This window comes from Xanthomonas hortorum (genome assembly GCF_040279205.1).
Taxonomy (GTDB): Bacteria; Pseudomonadota; Gammaproteobacteria; order Xanthomonadales; family Xanthomonadaceae; genus Xanthomonas; species Xanthomonas hortorum_F.
The window spans coordinates 126,221-146,857 of sequence record NZ_JBEOLS010000004.1 but is presented as its reverse complement, the minus strand read 5'-3'; the positions used below and the strand labels follow the sequence as shown (position 1 = coordinate 146,857).

Sequence of the window (20,637 nt, the reverse complement as noted above, 5' to 3'; positions counted from 1 at the left end):
CGGTTCTCATGGCGCCGCTTGCTGCGGCAGGGAAGTCATGTGCTTGGTGCCGTCCGGTGTCTCCACGTAATGCAGTCCGTCGACGAGCAAAGCGGCGTCGTAGTTGGCGGGAGGTTTCACAGACGGGTCCTGCTGGGCAATGTCCACGTGCAGCTTGCGGATTTCCGGGCCCAGATCGCTGCGCAGGTCGGCGATCCGCCGGATCGCGCGCTCTGCGTTGTCGCTGCTGCCGGCAATGGAGAAAACGCCCTGGCCCTCGTAACGCACGCTCAGGTCGCGGTCGGCCAAGGTATCGCGCAGGGTTGCCAACACCTCATCCACCACCACCACATCGACGCTGACCGCATGTTGATAGCGATGCAGTTGCGCGCGCAGGCGCGCCGCATCCGCGCTGCTTGTCACCAGGCCCTCGACCCGCACGCGCGACCCGACCTGCTCCACGCGCGCTTCGCGCAAGCCCAGCTGTTTGAGCACGAATCGCACCTGATTGAGCTGGTTGTCCTGGCTGCGCGGGGGAGCCGCATCGGAGAGAAAGGCCGGTAGCAGGGAGGGCAGCAGCGCCGCGACGGCCAGCGCTAGCATGGCGCCCACCACTGCACGCAGTGCGTTGCGCCTGGACCTGCGTTGCAAAGGAGCTGCCGGTGTCGCGGCGGGCGACAGTAACTGCTCCAGCAGCGCAACATCGTCCGGCCAATCGGCCGCAGCGTCGCCGATGCAGAGCACCAACGGACCAAAGCGCACCGGATGCAGCGCAACAAACGCTGTCGTCGGCAACGCTTCGCTGCGATAACGCACTTGACCATCTGCATCCACCTCGATGATGAGCGAACAATCGGGCCAATCTTCGATCCGGATTTCGGCTTGGGGATCGACGCCTAACGTATAGCTGCCTGGCTGCAAATCTAATCGTGCGCCGGCATGGATTCCCGTCAGCACGCGAAGTTGCATGGTCATGCGCGAATCTCCTGAGCGGTCCGCTCCTGGTGCTCAATCAGCAGTGTGTTCAAACGCGTGATTGCGCTAGCACGATCAAGGCGTTTACGTGGTTTTTCTGCGTTGAGCAGCACCAACGGAAGCAGTAGATGAAAGTTGCGCAGCGCTAGCGATGGCTCCGGTTGGACCGGCACCAGCTCCACCAGAAGCTTGCGTAACGCCTGCAGGTTTTCCGCAGAGGTGCTCGCGGTGCCGGAGCGCAGATGCTCGCGCATCAACCTCCAGACCATGGCCGTCAACTGTGCTGCGGCAGGATGGGCAATGCCGATCGCGCGCAGTTCGACAAGCGCAACGGCAAGCGCGCGTCGCCTGACCGTCGGGTCGGCGGCGCGTGCCGTCGCGTAGCGGTCGAGAACGCCGTCGACACGCGCACGCACACCGTCGTCCAAGTGCACCGACGAAGCGCTTTGCCATCTCCCCGCCTGCGGATCGCCGGCCTGCGCGTTGCCGCCCTCGCCGTGCTGATTGTCCTGGCGTTGCCCCTGGCCCTGTGGCTGAGCGACTGCAATGCTGACACGGCCGCGCAGCGCCGAGACGCGTGCCGCTTCGACTTCTTCCAGTTCTGTGGCGTCGCGTTCGTCGTCCATGCCATCCAGCGAGCGCATGCCGCGTCGCCGCTTGCGCGGCGGAGCGGAGCGCAGACGGGGTGCATGATGTGCCGTGTCCGCCAGCGGCTGTGCGCCTGGCTGCGGCGCATCGGCGCGGTGGTGCGATGCGCCGGGCGCGCTCGGCAGCGACGGCGGTACAGCGCCTGGCGAAATGCGCCGGATCATGGAAAGGCCGCCTGCATCAGCGCCTGACCGAACTGCATGATTGCCGAGGCGCCCCAGGGTGCAGTGACCGCAATGGCAGCCACCACCACCACCAGCTTGAGCGCGAACGAAATCGAGGCATCCTGCAGCGACATCACTGCCTGGATGAAGGCGATCAGCAGCCCGGCCACTGCGGCCACGCCGACCACCGGCAACGACACCTTGAGGCACAGCAACAAGGCTTCGGAAGTGAATCTCACCAGATCGTCGTGGTCCATGGCGTCACCGATAACTCAGGACCAAGCCGTGGATCAGCATGGACCAGCCATCCAGCGCCACGAACAACAGCAGTTTGAACGGAATGGCCACGTTGGTTGGCGTCACCTGCGAAAGGCCCATCGCCATCAACGCATTGGCCACCACCAGATCGATCACGATGAAGACCAGATACAGCAGGAATCCGATGCGGAACGCCTCGGTCAGCTCGCTCAGCGTGAATGCCGGTGCCAGCACGAGGAGGTCGTCCGGCTTGAGCGTATCGGCCTTGTCCTTGGGCCAGATCTGCTGCGCCGAGCGAATGAAAAAGGCTTTCTCGCGCTCGCGGGTGTGCTTGAGCAGGAACTGCCGAAACGGTTCGCGGCAGGCATCGAGCAGCACCACCACACGGCTGTTGTCGGCACCGGGACTGTAATTCTGCGCGGCCTTGAACGCCTCCATGCCCACCGGCGCCATCACAAAGCACGACACCAGCAACGCGACGCCGTTGAGCACCATGTTCGGCGGCACCTGCTGTACGCCGATGGCATTGCGCAGCAAGCCGAGCACGACCACGATCTTGGTGTAGGAAGTGACCACCATCGCTGCGAAGGGCAGCAGCCCCAGCATGATGACCACCAGCAGCAGCGAACCGACATCAGGCATCTGCATGCGCAGTCTCCGACATGCTGAGGATCTGCACGCCGAGATGTTCGCCCACCGCCAGCAATCTTCCGATGCCGATGGTCTGGCCGTAGACGACCAGGCGGATGTCGGCCTGATCCACCGGCACCGACAGCTCGAGGATCTGGCCGGGCTGCAGGCCCGACAGCACGGACAGAGACAGCGCAAGCTGGTCCACTTCCAACTGTACGGGCAGTTCCAGTGCCGCCACATCGGTGGCGGACGATGAGGATTCGGATGCGGGCATATCGTGCTGCATGGTGGGGGCAGTCTCCAGAATCATCTGTTGCAGGGTCAGGCGTACCGGAGCGCGCAACACCGCACCTCCAGGGATGCCCCAGAGCAGCTCGCCGCTGCGCACGGGAGCCGTGGCGAGCGCGTGCAGCAGGACATCGCCCGGGCGCAGCGATTGCAGCAACGCCGCCGCTGCCGTGCGCTGGCCGATACGCAGGCGCGTGGTCACCCGCAGTGCGCTCAGCCAGGCCGGCAGTGGCGATGGCTGAGCCAGCGCAGCGCTAGCCGTTTGCAGCGCAGCAAGCAGCAGCGGGCTGGCGGTTTCTGCGATCGCGTCGATGCCGCCTAGCGTGATGCCGATATCGAGGCGATCGACTGCATCCGCACAGCGCTCGAAGGCGACGACCTCGGCAGCGCCTAGTCCCAGCGGTACCAGGGCGCGCAGATCACCGCTCAACAGCACACCGGCGATCGCCACACGCAGGGCGTCATCGGCTTCGTTCAACAGCAGCGCCAGGCTGTCGCGTGCCGCGATCCGCAACTCCAGGTTGCCGCTATCGAACTGCAGCTGCAGGCGCGCGGCATCCGCAGCCCGGATGCCGCGGCGTTGCGCGGTGAAGCCACAACGCTGTGCTGCACGCGGATCGCAGAGCACTCTGCCCAGCTGCGCGCGCGCGGCGGGCACGTGGGTCAGCGCCTGCGACAAGTCGCGTGCCGGCGACGTCAGGCTCGGCTCTGTTGACAACACGGCGTCCCTCACTATGGCTGGTCTGCTGCAGCTGCAGCGCTAGACGACCTCGATGCTGATCTGAAGCGTGTCGCTGAGCGCAGCCTTCAATGCGGTATCCAAACGTTTTCTTCCGTTCAAAAGTACCTCGCGCGTCTCCGGCGAGCCGCTGTCGAAGCGAAGCGATAGCTGGTCTGGCGAAAGCCGCAAGAACAGCGTGGTCTGCGGCAGGATGTCGTGGTTGATCTCCAGCCATGCCTCCCAGGTACCTGCGCCGCGTACCGGTGTGGCGTTGCAAAACTCGGCCACCCGCAGCGCGATGTGGTTGATGGCCAGCTGCGCGCGTTGGGTGCGGATCCACTCGGTGGCGATCTGCCGACCCAGTGCGTCGCCGTCATCGCCTCGGGCGATCTGTCGACGATTGCCGTCATCCAGGCAGGGCGTTGCGCTTGGCAGCGGCGCGGGGCCGTGATCGTCGCTGGCCGCATCCACCACTTCCGGCAGCGTCGGATCGTCGTCGCCATCCTCCGGCAATACCGTGTCCGGCAATCCGGGCAGCACGCTGCTCAGGCGTCGGCGCAGTTGCATGAAGCTGACACGTTGCGTCGCACGCGCCGGCGCTGCCGCTGCGTGCGGCTGCAGCGGTGCGCCGGCAATCGGCAGGATGCGCACGTGTCGGACCGGTGGCTTGCGCATCAGGTCACCACTCTGCCGATCGGCTGCAGCTGCACCTCTGCGCCCAGTTCCTGGAACGAATACACCTCCAGCCAGTTCAGGCGTGCCTCGATCATGCGGCGCACATAACGCCGCACGTCCATCGAGGCGACCACTGCCAGTGGATGCCGCGCCTGATCTTCGACGATGCGTTCCACCTGCTCGACGAGCTGATTGGCCTGCTCGGGTGGCAGCGCCAGGAAATTGCCGGCCGGTGTGGCGCGAATCGACTGCCGGATCAACTGTTCCACCGCGTGGTCGAGCATCACCGCAGGCAGCTGTCCGGTGCCTGCGGTCGCGGTGTGCGCAAGATAGCGGCCGAGATCGCAGCGCACATACTCGGTCAGCATCAGCAGATCCTTTTCCTTCGGTCCCCACACCACCAGGCTCTCCAGGATGCTCTTGATGTTGCGCACCGGGATGCGTTCTTCCAGCAGCCGCCGCAACACATCGGCGATGCGCTGGGCGGGCATGGCCTTGTTGACCTCTGCGACCAGCCCGGGATAGTCCGCGCCCACCTGTTCCAGCATCCACTGCGTCTCCTGGATGCCGACGAATAGATGCGCGCGTGCACGCAGCGGCGCGATGGCTTGCTGGGCCAGCGCTTTCGGCATGTCCGCCGTATCGCTCAACGCGCTGCGGGTTTCCGGCACATCGTGGATCAACACTTCGTATTGCAGGTCCTGCAGTGATTCGCTCTGCCAGATCGCAATGCCCGGAAACGGCAGGCCCAATAGCTCCACCAATTGCCGGCGTTCGCTTTCGATCGCCTGATCCAGCAGTGCCGGGTCGAGCCGCGCAGCCAGTTGCGGCGACAGCCGCATCGACAAGGGCGAGGCGAAATCCGGCGCGCTCTTGCGGATATGCGGCGCATCGCCTTTGGCGCCCTTGCGGCTGGTCGATGGCAGCGTGGGCTGATCGGTACCGCTGACATCGCGCTGCTTGCGCCAGATCGTATAGCCGCCTGCGCCCACGGCCGCCGCCAGTAACAGGAACAGCAGTGCAGGAAATCCCGGAACGAACGCAAAGCAGGCCAGCAGGACGCTGGCTGCCAGCAAGGCGCGGGCATTGCTGGTGAGCTGGCGGCCGATATCGAGCCCGAGCGAGCTGATCTTGGCCTCGTTCTCGTTGGCCACGCGGGTGATCATGACGCCGGCCGCCACCGAGATCAGCAGCGAGGCGATCTGCGAGACCATCGCATCGCCGACCGACAGGATCGCAAAGCGGTTGGCCGCCTCGCCTGCGCTCATGCCGTGGTAGGTCACGCCCACCACGATGCCGGCCAGGATGTTCACCATGGTGATCACCAGGCCGGCGATGGCGTCGCCCTTGACGAATTTCATGGCGCCATCCATGCCGCCGTGCAGTTGACTCTCGATGGCCAGCCGCGCGCGTTTGCGGCGTGCTTCATCCGCGGTCAGGTTGCCGCCGCGCAGGTCGGCATCGATGCTCATCTGCTTGCCGGGCATTGCATCCAGGGTGAAGCGCGCACCGACTTCCGCCACGCGCTCGGAGCCCTTGGCGATCACGATGAACTGCACCGTGGTGATGATCAGAAACACCACCAGGCCCACCACCAGGTTGCCGCCGACCACCAGCTCGCCGAAGCTCTCGATGATGTGGCCAGCCTCGGCATGCAGCAGGATCGATTTTGTCGATGCGATGTTCAACGACAGCCGCAGCAGTGTGGTGAACAGCAGCAACGAGGGAAACGACGACAGCGAGATCGAGTCGGGCACATACATCGTGACCATCAGCAGCACCACGCTCAAGGTGATGTTGATGCCCAGCAGCGTATCGATGAGCGGGGTGGGCAGCGGCAGGATCATCAAGCCGATGACCGCCACCACCAAGGCGGCGATCGCCACTTCACCGGTGTATGAGAAATACCGTGTCAGGCGCATGCCATCTCCTAGCAAGGCAGCGGACCGCTGCCGTCATCGTTGTCGCGGCCCAGCTCATCGACCCAGCGCAGCACCACCGCCACCGTTTCGAACAGCGATTCGGGAACCGCCTCGCCCAGTTCGACCTCATGCAGCGCACGCGCCAACGGCGGGTTCGCCACGATCGGAATGCCCTGGTTGTGCGCATAGGCACGCAGTTCCAGCGCACCGTCGTCCACGCCCTTGGCAACCACTTGCGGCAAACCGAAACCGTCCGGCTCGTAGGCGAGCGCGACGGCGTAATGGGTCGGGTTGACCACCATCACCTTGGCCTTGGCAACACGCTCGCGCGGGTCGCCAAAGACCAGTTCCTTGGCGAATTCCTTGCGCTTTCCCTTCACTTCCGGGTCGCCTTCGCTCTCCTTGTGTTCGCGCTTCTGCTCGTCCTTGCTCATGCGCTTGTCGCGAATGAACAGCCAATGCTGCACGCTCCAATCCGCCGCGCCGACCAGCACGAACACCAGGACCGCCAGGGCGCACAGAACGCCCAGTGCGCGCCAGCCGATCTGGGCGATGTCGGCCGTTGGTTGGTAGGCGAGCCCGATGATGGTCGGCATGAGTGCACGAAGGCCATACCACAACACCACGCCGATCACGGCCGCCTTGATGCCCAGCTTCAGCAGGTTGATGAGACTGCGTAACGAAAAGAGTTTTTTGACGCCGTTGACGGGGTTGAGCGAATCGAATTTGGGCGTGACCGGTTTGAGCGAGGCATTGAGCCCGGTCTGCACAAAGGTGCCGATCAATCCCGCGGCCAGGCAGGCCGCCACGAAGGGCAGCGTCAGCAACACGCCCTGGATGCCGATGCGACCGAGTGCACGGTGCAATGCGGTGGCATCGCGCGTATTGGCGGTGAAATCGAAGCCGATCGCCATCAATGCACGCAGGTGTTCGACAAAATAGCTGCCTGCCAGTTTCAGCACCAACAGCGCGGCCAGCAGCACCGCAGCGGCAGTGACATCCGGGCTGATCGGGACTTCCCCATCCCTGCGCGCATCCTGCAGTTTCTTTTCGGTCGGCTTCTCGGTCTTCTCATCCGACATGGCGATCTCCGGCCGCTGTTGCTGCGCGCCGATTTTGGGCGAGCCGTCGCCAGACGATCCGCTTCCAAGGCGAATGTGTGCATGGATGGACGAAGCACGATGTGTTTGTTCGCGATGGTATTCCGATGTTCGCTTCTGAAAAGTCTTCGTTGGCGCCGACGCGTAGCGTTGCGCACGCATGCTGTCCACAGCCACTGAATGACGAGGTGCGGTATGGAAAACATTGAATGTCCCGGTCCGGTCGTGAGCGGGCTGATCGAACTGATCACGGTCGGGCTGACCCACGAAAAACTCGAAGAGGCCGCGGCGGTGCTGGCCGCTGTGCGGGTGCTGCGGCCAGAGCTGAAGGCGCTGGATACCTTCGATGCCTGGATTGCGATCAAGCGCGGCAGTTATCTGGAGGGCGCGCGCCTGCTGCGTGAGCTGGAGGCCGATGCAGGCTCCAAGCCGTTGTGCAAGGCCTTGTACGCGTGCTGCCTGTTTGCGGTGGGCGACCCGTCGTGGCATGGCATTGCAGACGGTGTGATCGAAGAGGACGCCGATGCCGACGCCGTTGGCCTGGTCAAGGCGCTGTCAGGACGCTACACCCCGGCACCCGCGCCGCTGGAAGCGGCGGCCGAATCCGCCGCGCCGATGGAAGTTCCCAACGCCCAGTATCTGCGCGCCTGACCCGGACCCCACCCAGCCTGCGGAACATGTCATGACGCTCATTCCTCCTGTCCCAGCAGTCACGGCCAGTACCGGCCTGTCCACGCCAGCGGTGTCGCCGACGGCGGCGCCGAACCAGGCGCTCGTCAACCGCTTCCAGGCGCTGATGCAGTCCTCCAGCCCGTTGCCGCCAGCCATGCAGCGTGTGGGCGAGCCGAGCATGATGAGCCGCATGGTCGACGTGCAGAACGATGGCGTGCGCAGCATTACCGAGCATATCGATGCCTTCAGCATGCAGGCGCCGACCATGGGCCTGCAGGAAATGGCCTCGCAACAAATGAAGTTGATGCACGAGCTGACGATGGTCGGCTTCAACCTCAATGTCAGCGTCGGCGTGGCGCAGTCGGGCAAGAACGCCGTGCAGACGCTGTTCAAGAACCAATAGCATGCGAAAGCTCAGATATCTGCTGGTGTTGCTGCTCGCACTGCTGCTCTCTGGCTGCGACCAGCAGCTCTATTCCGGGCTGACCGAGAACGACGCCAACGACATGCTGGCCGTGCTGCTGACGGCCGGTGTGGATGCGGAAAAGCTCACGCCCGACGACGGCAAGACCTGGGCGGTCAACGCGCCGCACGATCAGGTGGCGTACGCATTGAACGTGCTGCGCACGCATGGCATGCCGCGGGAGCGGCACGCCAATCTCGGCGAGATGTTCAAGAAAGACGGCCTGATCTCCACACCCACCGAAGAACGCGTGCGCTTCATCTACGGCGTGTCGCAGCAACTGTCGCAGACCTTGTCGAATATCGACGGCGTGATCGCGGCCGATGTGCAGATCGTGCTTCCCAACAACGACCCGCTGTCCACCTCGGTCAAACCATCCAGCGCCGCGGTGTTCATCAAGTTTCGCGTCGGTAGCGATCTGACCAGCCTGGTGCCCAGCATCAAGACGCTGGTGATGCACAGCGTGGAAGGACTGACCTACGAAAACGTCAGCGTCACGCTGGTGCCGGGCGGGGCGGAGAGCGATGCGCAGCTTTCTGTGGCGGCGCCTGCGCGCGCATGGCCGTGGCCGTGGCTGGCCGGATGCGCGCTGGCGCTGTGCGTGGCGATTGCTGCGGCAGCGCTGTATTGGTGGCCGAGCGCCGATGCACGCCGCTGGGGCGGCTGGCAGCGCCTGCGCGCGTTGTCCAGAAAACATGCTGGGTGAGGCCGGCAGATGGACAAGCCACGCATCGACAACGCAGCACTATGGCTTCAGCGATGGACGGCGGCCGTGTCCGTGCTGGCGCAATCGCTGGATGCAGAGCGGGTGGCGCACTGGCTGGGTCCGGTCGCTGCGTTGGGCTGGGAACGGGCACCGGCGCGGGCCCGTGTGCGCGTGATCCAGGCCTGGTCGGGATGCTCGCGCATGCAGGTTTCGGCGCTGGATCCGCTGGCCAATCGGCTGGTCGTGCTCGCGCCGGATCTGCTCGCCAAGGTGTTGATGAGCCGCGCAGTGTTTTCGCGCGCACTGGCGCTGCGCCGCTGTATCGAACGCGAGCGCCTGACCTGGTTCGAGCAGTGGGTGGGGCCGGCGGTGCTTGAGCATGTGCGCCATCGCGCAGTCACGGGCATGACAGTGCCGCTGTTGCCGCGCGATGCCGAGCACGCGGCATGGGTCGGCGATGGCTGGCGTCGAATGGAGGCCGATGGTGCCTGGCCAGACCCCTGCATCGCCAAGGTGCTGGCGCTGTCCTTGCCGTTGGGCGCTGCCAAGGTGGCGCCCATCGCGGCAGATGGCGCGAGCGCTGCGTTTCTGCAGGCGCTGCCTACCTTGTTGCCGGAGCTGCCATGCGTCTTTGGCTGAGGTCCACACCGGAGGCAGTCGGCCTGGACTGCGAGGTCATCCCACGCGAGGCATTGGCCTGTGTGCTGGAACTGGATGCAGCGACTGCACAGGTGCACGCGCGGTGCGCGCAGACGCTGGCGGACGCCCAGGCGCATGCGCAGGCGCTGATCGACGACGCCCAACAACAGGCCGAGACGATCCTCCAGGATGCCCAGGACAAGGCCGAGCGCAGTGCACGCCTGGGCTATGCAGCCGGGCTGCGCCGTCAGCTCGACGCGTGGAACGAGCGCGGCGTGCGGCATGCCTTCGCGGCCGAGGACGCCGCGCAGCGCGCCCGCGCGCGTCTGGCCGAGATCGTCGCGCACGCCTGCGAACAGGTCCTCCACGGGCACGACCCGGCTGCGCTGTACGCGCGCGCCGCACAGGCGCTGGACGGCGCCCTGGACGAGGCGAAGGCCCTGCGGGTGAGCGTGCATCCCGATGCGTTGGACGACGCACGGCGCGCCTTCGACGCGGCCGCCGCGGCCGCAGGCTGGGCCATGCCGGTGGAACTGTGCGGCGATGCGACGCTGGCCTTGGGTGCCTGCGTGTGCGAATGGGATACCGGCGTGTTCGAGACCGATCTGCGCGATCAGCTGCGCAGCCTCCAGCGGGTCATCCGCCGCGTGCTGGCCGCGCCACAGGCGGTGCCGGATGTCTGCTGAGATGCCGGTGCTGGAGGCAACGCTCGAGCGCGAACTGGCTGCGCTGGCCTTCGGTCGTCGCTACGGCAAGGTGGTCGAGGTGATCGGCACCATGCTCAAGGTCGCCGGGGTACAGGTCAGCCTGGGCGAGGTGTGCGAGTTGCGCCAGCGCGACGGCACGCTGTTGCAACGTGCCGAGGTGGTGGGCTTCAGCCGCCATCTCGCCTTGCTGGCGCCGTTTGGCGAGCTGGTGGGCTTGTCGCGCGAGACGCGCGTGATCGGATCGGGGCGCCCCTTGGCGGTGCCGGTCGGGGAAGCGCTGCTGGGGCGCGTGCTTGATGGCCTGGGTGAGCCGGCGGACGGCCAGGGGCCGGTCGCCGGCGACGGCTGGGTGCAGATCCAGGCACAGGCGCCGGATCCGATGCGCCGGCGCCTGATCGAACAGCCGCTACCGACCGGTGTGCGCATCGTCGATGGCCTGATGACGCTGGGCGAAGGCCAGCGCATGGGCATTTTCGCCGCAGCTGGCGTGGGCAAGAGCACCTTGATGGGGATGTTCGCGCGCGGTACGCAGTGCGACGTCAACGTGATCGTGCTGATCGGCGAGCGCGGGCGCGAAGTGCGTGAATTCATTGAGATGATTCTTGGCCCAGACGGTCTGGCGCACAGCGTGGTGGTGTGCGCCACCTCCGATCGCTCCTCGATCGAGCGCGCCAAGGCCGCCTATGTCGGCACCGCCATCGCCGAATATTTTCGCGATCAGGGCATGCGCGTTCTGCTGATGATGGACTCGCTGACACGCTTTGCCCGCGCGCAACGCGAGATCGGCCTGGCCGCCGGCGAGCCGCCCACCCGTCGCGGCTTCCCACCGTCGGTGTTCGCCGAGTTGCCACGCCTGCTCGAACGTGCCGGCATGGGCGAGACGGGCTCGATCACCGCGTTTTACACCGTGCTGGCCGAAGACGACACCGGCAGCGATCCGATCGCCGAGGAAGTGCGCGGCATCCTGGATGGCCATCTGATTCTGTCGCGTGAGATCGCCGCCAAAAACCAGTACCCGGCCATCGATGTGCTGGGAAGCCTGAGCCGGGTGATGAGCCAGATCGTGTCTGCCGAACAACGCCAGTACGCCGGCCAGCTGCGGCGCCTGCTGGCTAAGTACAACGAGGTGGAGACCTTGCTGCAGGTCGGCGAGTATCGCCAGGGCAGCGATGCGGTCGCCGATGAGGCGATCGCCAGGATCGATGCGATTCGCGACTTCCTCAGCCAGTCCACCGATCAGCTCAGCGACTATGACGCCACCCTGGAGCAGCTTGCCGGCGTGATCGACGATGCGTGAGCGTGCCGGCACCTGGGCCACGTTGCAGCAGTTGAAGACGCGTCGTCATGAGCGGATGCAGGAGCACCTGAGCGACTGCAAACGGGCGCTCGAGCAGTGCGACCGCGAGCGCGCCAGTTGCAGTCAGGAGGCCAACGCCTGCACCACGCGCCTGGAGGCGTTCGATACCACGCTGGCCGACAAGGCCGGCGCGGGTGAGCCGATCGGCATCGAGGCGATCCTGCAGCACCAGCGTTTCCGCACCGTGCTGGAAGAGCGCTGCCGCGCCGCAGAGCAGGCGCTGGTCGCAGCGACGCAGGCGTTGCAGAGCGCACTCGATGAGGCCGCAACGGTGCAACAGGCAGTGAGCAAGCTGCAGGCGCAGGCGGATGTGTACGCAGAAAACGCCGCCCGCGCGCAGCGTGCCTGGCAAGCCCAACGCGAAGCGGCCGAAGAGGAAGACGCGATCGACGCCTTGCTCGGGCTGCGGTTGCATCGTGCCGCGCGCGGAGTGGGGCAATGAACGACACCGCCACCGCACTGCTGGCGCTGTCATCCCAGGGCGTGTCGCTGCTGACCCTGCTGGCGCTATGCGGGGTGCGCGTGTTCGTGATGTTTTTCGTGCTGCCGGCAACGGCGCAGGACAGCCTTCCCGGAATGGCGCGCAACGGTGTGGTGTATGTGCTCAGTTCGTTCATCGCCTACGGACAACCGGCCGATGCGCTGGCCAGAATCGAAGCGACCGGCCTGGTCGGGCTGGTATTCAAGGAAGCCTTCCTCGGCCTGCTGATCGGGTTTGCCGCATCCACGGTGTTCTGGGTTGCCGAGAGTGTGGGCCTGCTCATCGACGATGTGTCCGGCTACAACAACGTGCAGATGACCAACCCGCTGAGCGGTGAGCAGAGTACGCCGGTCTCCACGGTGTTGATGCAGTTGGCGATCGTGTCCTTCTACGCGCTGGGCGGCATGCTGATGCTGCTCGGTGCGCTGTTCGAATCGTTTCGCTGGTGGCCGCTGAGCCAGCTCACGCCGGACATGGGCGCGGTCGCCGAGTCCTTCGTCATCCAGCAGACCGACGGCATGATGGCCGCAATCGTCAAGCTGGCCGCACCGTTGATGCTGGTGCTGGTGCTGGTGGATCTGGCCATCGGCTTTGTGGCGCGCGCCGCCGACAAGCTGGAACCTTCGAATCTGAGTCAACCGATCCGTGGGGTATTGGCGCTGCTGCTGCTGGCATTGCTGACCAGCGTGTTCATCGCGCAATCCGGTGACGCTCTCGGCTTCCTCCATTTCCAGCAGCAGTTGCACGATGCCGCGAACGCCGGCGGCAAGGGGGGCGCAGCGAATTGATCATTGTTGAGACATCGCCTGCCGTGCGCTGCCTACACTGAGTCGCACGCGCCCGATGTGCTGCTCGACGCTGCAGTACGCAGCACGGCGCTGCATCCGGCACGCAATCCCCGGCCGACGCCTGCCCGCCAGGCGCCGCCCTATCGACTTCTTTCACTTGCCTCGCAGAGGGAACGCCATGGCATACGCCTGTCCTCCAGTTCACCGCCATCGACGTGCGCCATTGGCCGCCGCGTTGCTATTGAGCCTGCTGCCGCTGCTGCCGCCGCATGCCGATGCCGCGCAGGTGCCGTGGCATTCGCGCAGCTTCAAATACGTCGCCGACCACAAGGATCTCAAGGAAGTGCTGCGCGACCTGTCCGCCAGCCAATCCATCACTACCTGGATTTCACCGGAAGTGACCGGCACGCTCAGTGGCAAGTTCGAGGCCAGCCCGCAGAAATTCCTCGACGATCTGTCTGCGACGTTCGGCTTCGTCTGGTATTACGACGGTGCCGTGCTCAGGATCTGGGGCGCCAACGAAACCAAGAATGCAACCTTGAATCTGGGCGCCGCGTCGACCAGTGCGCTGCGCGATGCGCTTGCGCGCATGCGGCTGGACGATCCGCGTTTTCCGGTCCGTTACGACGAGGCGGCGCACGTGGCGGTGGTGTCCGGCCCGCCGGGTTATGTGGATACCGTTACCGCAATCGCCAAGCAGGTCGAGCAGGGCGCACGCCAACGCGACGCCACCGAAGTGCAGGTATTTCAGCTGCATTACGCGCAGGCGGCCGATCACAGCACCCGCATCGGTGGGCAGGATGTCCAGGTGCCGGGCATGGCCAGCCTGTTGCGCAGCATGTACGGCGTGCGTGGCGCGCCCACTGCGGCGCTGCCCGGGCCGGGCGCCAATTTCGGGCGGGTGCAACCGATCGGCGGTGGCTCGTCCAACACCTTCGGCAACCCTGGTCAGGGTCAGAATGGCGGTGGCGGCAACACCGGTATTCTCGGATTGCCTGCGTCGTGGTTCGGCGGTGCCTCGCCGTCCGATCGCGTGCCGGTCAGCCCGCCGTTGCCGGGCAGTGGCGCCAATGCGCCGGCCAGCGTGTGGCCGGAGATGAGCCAGGCCCGCCGCGATGCGCCGCTGGCGGTGGACGCAGGCAGCGGCGGCGAGCTGGCCTCCGACGCGCCGGTGATCGAAGCCGACCCGCGCACAAATGCCATTCTCATCCGCGACCGCCCCGAGCGCATGGCCGCCTATGGCACCTTGATCCAGCAGCTCGACAACCGCCCCAAGCTGCTGCAGATCGATGCCACCATCATCGAGATCCGCGACGGTGCCATGCAGGATCTCGGCGTGGACTGGCGGTTCCACAGCCGGCGTGTGGATGTGCAGACCGGCGACGGGCGTGGTGGCCAGCTTGGCTACGATGGCAGCTTGAGCGGTGCAGCAGCAGCGGGTGCAACCGCGCCGTTGGGCGGGACGTTGACCGCTGTCCTTGGCGATGCGGGGCGTTACCTGATGACGCGCGTCTCGGCGCTCGAGCAGACCGACAAGGCCAAGATCGTGTCCACCCCGCAGGTGGCGACGCTGGACAACGTGGAAGCGGTGATGGATCACAAGCAACAGGCATTCGTGCGTGTCAGCGGTTACGCAGCCGCAGACCTCTACAACCTGTCCGCAGGTGTGTCGCTACGCGTATTGCCGAGTGTGGTGCCGGGCTCGCCCGACGGACAGATGCGCCTGGATGTGCGTATCGAAGACGGGCAGTTGGGCACCAATACCGTCGATGGCATTCCCGTCATCACCTCCAGCGAGATCACCACCCAGGCATTCGTCAACGAAGGCCAGAGCCTGCTGATCGCAGGGTATGCCCAGGATACCGATCAGACCGATCTGAACAAGGTTCCCGGGCTGTCCAAGATTCCCCTGGTCGGCAATCTGTTCAAGCATCGCCAAAAGAGCGGCTCGCGGCTGCAGCGGTTGTTCTTGCTGACCCCGCATATCGTCTCGCCCTGAGCAACGCTTCGGGGTGTAGCCGACGCTGTGACAACGTGCAGGCTGCCGCGTGGCGCGGCAGCCTGCACGCATTGCCAATCAGGCTTGGCCGGTGATGCTCGACAGGTTGGCGTTGAAACCGCCACCCACACTGTTGCCGCCCAGGCTGCTGTTGACCGAACCGCCACCGCCCATGCCGGCGCCGCCCTGGTTCTGCATCAGCTGCATCACGATCTGCATCAGCATCTGCGTCAACGGACTCAGGCCTTCCTGTTGACCGTTCTGCGGCTGTTCGTTGCCACACTCCTGATTGGCATCGCTGCCCTGGCTCTGTTGCAGCATCATCATGATGAACATGGCGAGCAACTGATCCAGCTGCTGCTCGGAGTCAGACGAAGGCGAGCGCTGACTGGAGTTCTCGTGTTGCTGGGGCCCGATGCCCGTCGTCTGCAGGTTGCTGAAATTCGAAAAGTTGTTTCCGATAGATGAGTCCATGGTGATTCCCGTCTCATGTGGTTGAACTGGATACATCGCGGATTGCCGGAAAGCTGCAACGGCAAGATCGCAACGGGGACGCTGCGCTGCCCCCGAGCGCAAAGTAGAAGAGGCAACGGCAATGCATCTGCCAGGACGCGAAGGCGCGCTTTTGCTTGCGAACGTGACTGCGGAAAACGCAGGGAACACTATCGAAAACAGCTGTATTGCAGCGATGCGCGTTGTGATTTCGTTTACGTCATAGACGCTTCGTTCAGCGTGTGCATGCGTGTGCACAGCACCGTTATGGTGTTGCAATCGAGCGGGGCGCTGGATCAGCCGGGGGGTGTGCGTCCACTCCGCTACGTTGCTGGAATGAACGACGATCAGGTGACAGACATGAAAGAGACCGATACGCCGACCACGTGTGCGTCTGTGCACGGCACGGATGTCTGGCGTCAACTGTGTTGTGCCACGCTTTCGAGAAACATGCGCGTAGGCACGCGGTGGTGCGCGCTCCAGCCCAGGCATGCTGCCGCGCCTCGGCGACGCGTGTTGATTGCGGCGGCGTTGCTGTGCGCCGCGCCGCTCGCACGCGCAGACTGTTTTGAAGAAGCCGCCGGCTATCAACATGTCAATCCATGGGTGCTGCGTGCCATTGCGTGGCAGGAATCACGTGGCCGTGCCGACGCGATCCATCGCAACAACAACGGCACGATCGATTATGGAAAGATGCAGATCAATTCGATCCATCTGCGGCGTCTTTCCAGTTACGGCATCTCCAGGGACGCGTTGATGCAGCCGTGCGTCAGCGTGTATGTCGCCGCCTGGCGGCTGCGCGAGATGACCAATAAATATGGAAATACCTGGGCCGCCGTCGGCGCCTATCATTCCGAAACGCCCGCCGAGCGCGATAAATATGCGCATGCCATCCACGCGATTCTGACCAAGCGCGGCGTGGTTGCCGAGTAACGCTGCTGTGATCGCGGGAGCGCATGTGGTGCAGCACATGGCATCAAGCCAGCCGCGCCCGCCTGGTGGCGGGCGCGGAGGTTTGATCGCTGTGCTTACTCAACCTGCGAGCGAGGCGCTTCGGCTGCGCGAACGGCCGCCTCGGCCTGCCAGGTGGCGCCGATGGTCTTGTATTGCATGCCGGCGACCACGCCGGACACCGTATTGGAGAGCAATCCGCTGCGTGTGGGCGACAACCCGAGCCACGCGCCAATCATGTTGATGGCGGTACCAAGCGCGATATTGGAATTGATGGCGGCCGTGCGTGCGACCGAATGATCCATGACCCGCTCATAATCCTCGCGCTTGCCCTTCCACTCGGGTTCCCAGATCTGCTGCGTCCCTGCTTCGTCGGCTTCGTGCTGGGTGACGTTGATCCAGTCCAGCGTCTCCAGGCCGACATTCAAGGCGGTGTTTACCGCCGATTGACGCAAGATGACGCTGGCCGCCTCGCCTTGGGTGAAAGGCGAGTGCAGGCCTGCCCAGCGCTGCCGGGCCGCTGCAAAGTCCGGCGATGCCAGCTCGTTGGATGCCAGATTGGTCAGGACGTTGGCCATGCCGTAGAACCTGCCGGCGCTGGTGATATGCGGATCGCTGATGCCGCCATTGGTGGGGCCACGCATTCCCACCATGCGAAATGTTGCCTGGATGGTGTCGCGGGCTGCGGCATAAGCGGCGATCTTCAGATCGCTGGCCAGCAGCCTGGCCGCCATCTCCGGTTGGCCCGCTGACTTGCCGGCCGCACCCACGGCGATGTTGCTCACGATGCCGCCTAGCGCGAGCCGGGTGACCAGATCCGAATAATGTTGCTGCTCGGCTTTCTTGTGAGTGCGTTCGTCGTCGGACAATGCATCCCACTGTTCGAGACTGAGATTGTGGAAGCCTCGCGCAGCCGCATCTGGATTGCGGTTCTCGCGGTTGCTTCGCAGCGTATGCAGCGCCATCTGCAGCGTGCCGGAGACTGCTTGCATGGCGACGACCGCTTCGGGCGGAAGCTGGCGAAGAACGGCAAACAACCCTTCGCCCAGCAACTCGCGCGCGAAGGTGGTCGGTCCCACCGAGCTGGCCTGGTGCACCAGATGCCCCAGCGCAGCGCCCAAGTATTGCTTGTCGACACTGATCGGTATCACGCCGCGCGCTGCAGCCGCCACTGCGGCCGCGGTCGGTCCAAGCACGGTGCGTACGCCACGCGCTGCGCCGGTTCCGATCGATGCAGCCAGCGCGCCCAGACGCTCGGCGGTTGTGCTTGTGCTTGTGCTGGCTGCCGCCGCAGGTGCGGTGGTCGTTGCAGATGTGTGCACCGGCGGGGCAGGTTGTTCGTGAAAGATTGGAGGCGTATCGGATGGTTCCAGGAAATTTCTGGTGCTGTGGAAGCGCTCGCTGCTGCTCTGTTCGTCGTGCAGGATCGACGCGTCCGCGGCATGCAGCAGCGGGCTCTCACCGGTGTGCTGGTTTCTGTCGGCAGCGCTGCCAGATCCTGTGTTGCGTTCCGGGTTGTCGCGTCGTCGGGACGGTTTGGGAGCCAGGCGCGACAGTGCAGGGTTTGCCGCAGGTGTGGGCGTCTGGTTGGGTTGCTGTAGCGGCGGCATTTCGATCACAAACTCTGCATTCGTCGATCGCGCTGGCTGGGAAGCACTGGCTGAAGGGATCTTCGTCACGGCATGTCCTCGCTGTGGTGGGAAAGGCGGCGTGCTGCCGCCCGGGCTTGCAGGGCTGCTGACGTGCGGCGTTGACGGCCGGCACATCGTTGGACGGACGCATGGCGTTGCCAGCCTCGATTGCAGCGCCGGGGTCGCTGGTGGCCGGGCGACGCGTCGATCGACGCGACAACGCGCTCCACGTGCGGCACGCAGACACGGTCTGGCGCACGTGCCGTCATCAACGGTCCGGGCAAATACAGTGCGAATTACTCAGCGTGCAATCGAAGTGCTCAGGCGTGCCCTGGCATTCATGGCCACCTTGTGTGGCATGCGTTGTCGTCGTCAGTGACTCGAAAATGCCATCAAGCCGCAGATCCGGGACGCTTCAATTGCGAAATGATCATTCCCCAACGGAATATGTCAGTCGTTGTGCGGATGAAATGTGTCTGCTGTTGGGCGTGTCTTCGTCTACCCGAAGACAGCGTCGTGCGCGCAGCGACGACCACACTTGAGACGCGGCCTGGTTCGGGCAAGCAGCCCAGCCAGCTCAAGCAGCGATTTGGGGATGAGGTCGTGAAGCTGGTCGGCTGAGGTCCAATCGATGCACACGACGGAAGGCCCGGCCATTCGGCCGGGCGTTTTCCTTTCAGCTCAGCCAGCTGCTGCACCCGCTGGTGTTCTTGCTGTCGCAACTGGCCTGCATTTTCTGCTGCAGCCGCGCCAGCACTGCGCTGCCTTCCCGATGATGCTGCGTGCTCCAGGTCTTGAGCGAAGTACCAAGCGCCTTGAGGTTTTGAAGGTTACGCCGACCGTATCGATCCGGCTGGCCTGCCAACTCGCCGATCACCTGTGCAGTGGCAGATTCGATGGCAGCGGTGTCGTGGGGGCTGAGCCGGATCACCCCATTGGCATACCGCAGCGCCGACTCCACGCGCATGACGGGGCCTTGGGAACCTTCGTAGGACTTTTTCAACCACGTCAGCGCTGTCTTGGGATCGTTGCGTTCTTCGGCCAGATCGGCGAGGAACTGCATGTAGTGATAGGGCGTCTTGCTGCGTGTCAGTTCGCCCAGCAGCAGTTGTTCTGCACCGGCGGTATCGCCTGTATCGTCCAGTAGCCCCGCGGCTCCGGTGATGACGGACTGTCGTTCTTCATCGGTCTTGGCCGTCTGCACCGCCCATTGCACGCGCTGGCGAACGGTGTCGAGCACCGCTGCCGGCAGCGGTGGTTGCGGCTTCTTTGGCTCGCTACCCGGGGTTTGACCCTGTGCCAGGCGAGCGAGATCGATCTGCGTGGAGGCGGTGATCATCCGGTCCACGATCGGCAGGGTGGCGTCGGCATAGACCTTGTCCAGCGCCTGATTCAGCGCCAAGGACAGCGCCGCGCGCTCGCCTGGGTCGCTGGTGGATGCCATCACCAGGCGTGGGGCAAAACGACTCAGCTCGGTGCGGTTTGCGCGCACCTCCGACGGATCGGCCAGAACCGCCTTCAGCAACGCCAGGTGCGCCGGGCTGGCAACCGGTGGCGTTGTTGCGATGGACAACTCCAGCAGCGCGAATCTGCGCTGCTGCGCAGGCTGCGGTGCCGAGGCGGCCAAATGCGCAAGCACATCGCTTGCACTGCGCGTTTTCGACGGCTCGCGCGCCATGCCCCACCACTCGTAGCCGGCCAGCAAGGTCCAGTCGTCTGCGCGCAATTCCTTCGGTGTCTTCAACGCCCGGTCGAGCAACTGCTCCGAGGTCATGGTCTGCGTGGCAGCCACCTGCAAGGCGTCGGCCAGGCGGGCATTGTCGCTGTAACCGGCCAGGCGCGTGATCAGGCTGCGATCCGGGCGCAGCACGATGATGGTTGGATATCCCTTGACGTTGAATTGATCGCCCCACTTCTGTGCATCTGCAAGGTCCACGTCCAGATGCACCGCCACGAATTTGCGCGTCAATTCAATAAAGGCGGGATCCTTGAACAAGGTGGCCTGAAGCTGGTTGCACGGTGGGCACCAGACGGCGCCCCAATACAGCATGAGCGGCTTGCCGCTTGCCTTGGCCTCGGCGAAGGCGCCATCAACGTCGCCCTCGCGCCAGGCGATGCCGGCGTTGGCAGGAGTGGCCGCCGATTTGGTCTGTGCAGGCGGCGCTGGTGTGTCCGGCTTGCCGCAGCCGGTCAGGGTTGCCAGCACGGCCAACAGCGCGATCGAGGATGACGCAGGGCGTTGGAACGACAGCTTCATGGGAATCACCGGACAAGAGCAGAGGAAGATCGAATGACCGAACGCGCGGCGTTGCGCCGACGACCGATGACGTCACCATCTTTGTAGCCCTGCCGCCAACCTGGCAGCGTGGTTGGATGCGAAATGGTGTT

The 20,637-nt window shown here is 64.7% G+C and carries 21 protein-coding genes; 10 read left to right on the top strand and 11 right to left on the bottom strand.

All coding sequences use genetic code 11. The features are described from left to right. Nucleotides 1-6 precede the first annotated feature (6 nt). From hrpD5 to sctU, 8 genes are all read right to left on the bottom strand, one after another. The gene (gene hrpD5, locus ABS769_RS03380; protein ID WP_317060804.1) at nucleotides 7-954 is read right to left on the bottom strand and encodes an HrpD5 family protein; all 948 of its coding nucleotides are present in this window, start codon (nucleotides 952-954) and stop codon (nucleotides 7-9) included. Beyond that, on the bottom strand, nucleotides 951-1,766 hold the full coding sequence (locus tag ABS769_RS03375) for a 4-hydroxyphenylacetate catabolism regulator HpaA (RefSeq protein ID WP_317060803.1): 816 nt from the start codon (nucleotides 1,764-1,766) through the stop codon (nucleotides 951-953). The genes hrpD5 and ABS769_RS03375 overlap by 4 nt, the downstream gene beginning before the upstream one ends. Further along, nucleotides 1,763-2,023: a type III secretion system export apparatus subunit SctS gene (gene sctS, locus ABS769_RS03370; RefSeq protein ID WP_005994479.1), complete on the bottom strand. Its 261-nt coding sequence runs from the start codon at nucleotides 2,021-2,023 to the stop codon at nucleotides 1,763-1,765. The genes ABS769_RS03375 and sctS overlap by 4 nt, the downstream gene beginning before the upstream one ends. Before the next feature lie 4 nt (nucleotides 2,024-2,027). Next, nucleotides 2,028-2,672, bottom strand: a complete 645-nt coding sequence (gene sctR, locus ABS769_RS03365; RefSeq protein ID WP_006451038.1) for a type III secretion system export apparatus subunit SctR — start codon at nucleotides 2,670-2,672, stop codon at nucleotides 2,028-2,030. Next, complete coding sequence (gene sctQ / locus ABS769_RS03360; protein ID WP_317060816.1) at nucleotides 2,659-3,612, bottom strand: type III secretion system cytoplasmic ring protein SctQ; 954 nt, start codon at nucleotides 3,610-3,612, stop codon at nucleotides 2,659-2,661. Before sctQ ends, sctR begins: the two co-directional genes overlap by 14 nt. 93 nt (nucleotides 3,613-3,705) lie before the next feature. Further along, a complete protein-coding gene (gene sctP, locus ABS769_RS03355; protein WP_317060802.1) occupies nucleotides 3,706-4,341 on the bottom strand; it encodes a type III secretion system protein SctP in 636 nt (211 codons plus the stop codon). Beyond that, nucleotides 4,341-6,263: an FHIPEP family type III secretion protein gene (locus ABS769_RS03350; protein WP_317060801.1), complete on the bottom strand. Its 1,923-nt coding sequence runs from the start codon at nucleotides 6,261-6,263 to the stop codon at nucleotides 4,341-4,343. The genes sctP and ABS769_RS03350 overlap by 1 nt, the downstream gene beginning before the upstream one ends. A gap of 8 nt (nucleotides 6,264-6,271) precedes the next feature. Then, the gene (sctU, locus tag ABS769_RS03345; RefSeq protein WP_317060800.1) at nucleotides 6,272-7,345 is read right to left on the bottom strand and encodes a type III secretion system export apparatus subunit SctU; all 1,074 of its coding nucleotides are present in this window, start codon (nucleotides 7,343-7,345) and stop codon (nucleotides 6,272-6,274) included. 213 nt (nucleotides 7,346-7,558) lie between these two features. On the opposite strand from sctU, the gene ABS769_RS03340 reads away from it, so the two are divergent. From ABS769_RS03340 to sctC, 9 genes are all read left to right on the top strand, one after another. Further along, the gene (locus tag ABS769_RS03340) at nucleotides 7,559-8,014 is read left to right on the top strand and encodes an HrpB1 family type III secretion system apparatus protein (protein ID WP_317060799.1); all 456 of its coding nucleotides are present in this window, start codon (nucleotides 7,559-7,561) and stop codon (nucleotides 8,012-8,014) included. Between the two features lie 31 nt (nucleotides 8,015-8,045). Next, nucleotides 8,046-8,438, top strand: a complete 393-nt coding sequence (locus ABS769_RS03335; protein WP_317060798.1) for a type III secretion protein HrpB2 — start codon at nucleotides 8,046-8,048, stop codon at nucleotides 8,436-8,438. A gap of 1 nt (nucleotide 8,439) precedes the next feature. After that, nucleotides 8,440-9,204, top strand: a complete 765-nt coding sequence (gene sctJ, locus ABS769_RS03330; RefSeq protein WP_317060797.1) for a type III secretion system inner membrane ring lipoprotein SctJ — start codon at nucleotides 8,440-8,442, stop codon at nucleotides 9,202-9,204. 9 nt (nucleotides 9,205-9,213) lie between these two features. Then, entirely contained in the window at nucleotides 9,214-9,843 is a 630-nt protein-coding gene (locus ABS769_RS03325) for a type III secretion protein HrpB4 (protein ID WP_317060796.1), read from the top strand. Next, entirely contained in the window at nucleotides 9,828-10,529 is a 702-nt protein-coding gene (sctL, locus tag ABS769_RS03320; protein WP_043909229.1) for a type III secretion system stator protein SctL, read from the top strand. Before ABS769_RS03325 ends, sctL begins: the two co-directional genes overlap by 16 nt. Then, nucleotides 10,519-11,847, top strand: coding sequence for a type III secretion system ATPase SctN (gene sctN, locus ABS769_RS03315; protein WP_317060795.1), 1,329 nt, complete (start codon nucleotides 10,519-10,521; stop codon nucleotides 11,845-11,847). Before sctL ends, sctN begins: the two co-directional genes overlap by 11 nt. Next, nucleotides 11,840-12,349, top strand: a complete 510-nt coding sequence (locus tag ABS769_RS03310) for a type III secretion protein HrpB7 (protein ID WP_317060794.1) — start codon at nucleotides 11,840-11,842, stop codon at nucleotides 12,347-12,349. Before sctN ends, ABS769_RS03310 begins: the two co-directional genes overlap by 8 nt. After that, nucleotides 12,346-13,176: a type III secretion system export apparatus subunit SctT gene (gene sctT, locus ABS769_RS03305; RefSeq protein ID WP_210762819.1), complete on the top strand. Its 831-nt coding sequence runs from the start codon at nucleotides 12,346-12,348 to the stop codon at nucleotides 13,174-13,176. The genes ABS769_RS03310 and sctT overlap by 4 nt, the downstream gene beginning before the upstream one ends. 178 nt (nucleotides 13,177-13,354) lie before the next feature. Next, nucleotides 13,355-15,175, top strand: a complete 1,821-nt coding sequence (gene sctC / locus ABS769_RS03300) for a type III secretion system outer membrane ring subunit SctC (protein ID WP_317060793.1) — start codon at nucleotides 13,355-13,357, stop codon at nucleotides 15,173-15,175. A gap of 78 nt (nucleotides 15,176-15,253) precedes the next feature. Here sctC and xopA read toward each other — a convergent pair whose 3' ends face one another. Further along, nucleotides 15,254-15,649: a XopA/Hpa1 family type III secretion system protein gene (gene xopA / locus ABS769_RS03295; RefSeq protein ID WP_317060792.1), complete on the bottom strand. Its 396-nt coding sequence runs from the start codon at nucleotides 15,647-15,649 to the stop codon at nucleotides 15,254-15,256. 468 nt (nucleotides 15,650-16,117) lie between these two features. Here xopA and ABS769_RS03290 point away from each other — a divergent pair, with 468 nt between their 5' ends. Then, nucleotides 16,118-16,600, top strand: a complete 483-nt coding sequence (locus ABS769_RS03290; protein WP_317060815.1) for a lytic transglycosylase domain-containing protein — start codon at nucleotides 16,118-16,120, stop codon at nucleotides 16,598-16,600. A gap of 95 nt (nucleotides 16,601-16,695) precedes the next feature. On the opposite strand, the gene ABS769_RS03285 is transcribed toward ABS769_RS03290, so the two are convergent. Both ABS769_RS03285 and ABS769_RS03280 read right to left on the bottom strand, forming a co-directional pair. Further along, a complete protein-coding gene (locus tag ABS769_RS03285) occupies nucleotides 16,696-18,297 on the bottom strand; it encodes a hypothetical protein (RefSeq protein ID WP_317060791.1) in 1,602 nt (533 codons plus the stop codon). A gap of 628 nt (nucleotides 18,298-18,925) precedes the next feature. After that, entirely contained in the window at nucleotides 18,926-20,506 is a 1,581-nt protein-coding gene (locus ABS769_RS03280) for a thioredoxin family protein (RefSeq protein WP_317060790.1), read from the bottom strand. Nucleotides 20,507-20,637 lie beyond the last annotated feature (131 nt).